Genomic DNA, 1,554 nt, shown 5'->3' with positions numbered 1-1,554 from the left:
CGTTCACGGGTCTTGTATTTATTACTTCAGCAATTACCTATTTTGTTCAGGTCTTGTCCGCAGTAAGCCTTCAAAGCAAGCTGAGTCTCTATGTAAACGCGATGGGTAAAACACCACAGGAAATAATAGTTAACGGGCACAACGGAGCTGACTTTGAGCAATTAGGGCCGCAGTTTCTAACCCTCAGTGAAATAATTTTTGAGCATTCGATCAACCATCAATCGTTTCCTGTCATCCACTATTTTCATACGAGCAATCCTGAACAGACTGTCATACCTGCAATAGTCAGACTAGATGAGGCCTGTGGAATACTGGTGCACGGCTCCGTTAAGCCTAGACATATACAACTCCCGCTAAAAATGTTGCGCACTAGCCTCGACGCATACGTTGGCATGGTGAAGGGTGGCTTGGACGACGATCCAGCGAAAGCCGAAAAACCGCCAACGCCAAACCTGTCCATACTGAGAGAACGTGGCATTGCTCTTGAGCAGGATGGAACGACCTATTTCGAGCAGCCGCAGCTCGCACAGCGGCGCCGGTTATTTTCGACATTGCTGCGCCGGGACGGTTGGTCATGGCGCCAGGTTTATGGTGATGACATGGAGCTTTGGTAAATGGCTGATGCGCCACTACGCAGTGGTCTTCTATCTCGTTTGACGGGTCACCATTTATTCCGAGCGGCTTCATCGCAGGAGTACCAGCCACGGTAGCCAACCTTTAGTCCCTGATCGAGCTTAATCGAGATCGGCGACCGATGTTCCCCAGTAGGTTCTTCATTTCACCCATATCCCCCATCATTTCCAAGGCATGCCGTTGTTCATCATGCCGGACTTGGACTGGCTTTGAGCTTCTTTATCAGTTGCTGCGAAGCTAATCCGATCTACATTGAATCCTGCTTCGATGAGACCTGATGCAGGTATGCACCGGTTTGGGTTCGGCTTCAGCTATCAGTAATTTAGTGCGGGCTGACTCCATAGTCAGTGGGCCAAGTGTGCAAGCAAACCGCGCTTCCTATGCTTACAAAAATGTAATCCCAACTTCAGGTGACTGACAGGCTAGGTGTCTAGGATGGGAGCTTGGGCATTGTGCAATCGGCCCTTACTGAGCAAAACACCCAAGGTGCCGGTCAAACTTACTTCTGGAGACCGCTCTATGAAATCGTTGAAATCGTTGGTTCTGATTGGCTCGCTGTTGCTGTCGTCTATGGTTTGGGCTGAGGGCGGGAGTGATCGTGTCTTCGAGCGCATGCAGCAGATGCGTGACAAGGCGGAGGCTGTGTTGGTAAAGGCGGAGGGAGCTCCAGCGAGTGAGCGTCATGTGCACATGAAGGAGCACATGCAAATGCTTGAAGAACTAATGAGCAATCTCCACAACGAGCATCCTGCCCCGGATATATCTGTAGAAGAGCACCTGGCCTGGATGGAAAAGCACGACAAACTGGTTGACGATGTGTTGGCTCAGATGATGCGCGAACATAAGCTGATGATGGCCGATAAGGAGTGCCATCCGTAAGGTTTCCCATCGTGCAGGCCTTTTTGCTCCTTTGGGCCTAGC

Annotated in this window: 1 protein-coding gene and 1 pseudogene; both read left to right on the top strand. The window is 50.6% G+C overall.

The annotated features are described in order from the left end of the window. A pseudogene (locus DQ405_RS26890) lies at positions 1-614 on the top strand (potassium channel family protein); the annotation flags it as partial. Between the two features lie 538 nt (positions 615-1,152). Next, a complete protein-coding gene (locus DQ405_RS26885; RefSeq protein ID WP_041015567.1) occupies positions 1,153-1,512 on the top strand; it encodes a co-regulatory protein PtrA N-terminal domain-containing protein in 360 nt (119 codons plus the stop codon). Positions 1,513-1,554 lie beyond the last annotated feature (42 nt).

The organism is Pseudomonas sp. SST3 (assembly GCF_003325755.1).
Note: the sequence above shows the minus strand (reverse complement) of the source record. Positions and strands in the feature narration are given on the sequence as shown.

Excerpts from the sequence above, each read along its gene's own strand:
- DQ405_RS26885 (WP_041015567.1), top strand. The coding sequence starts at position 1,153 with ATGAAATCGTTGAAATCGTTGGTTCTGATTGGCTCGCTGTTGCTGTCG.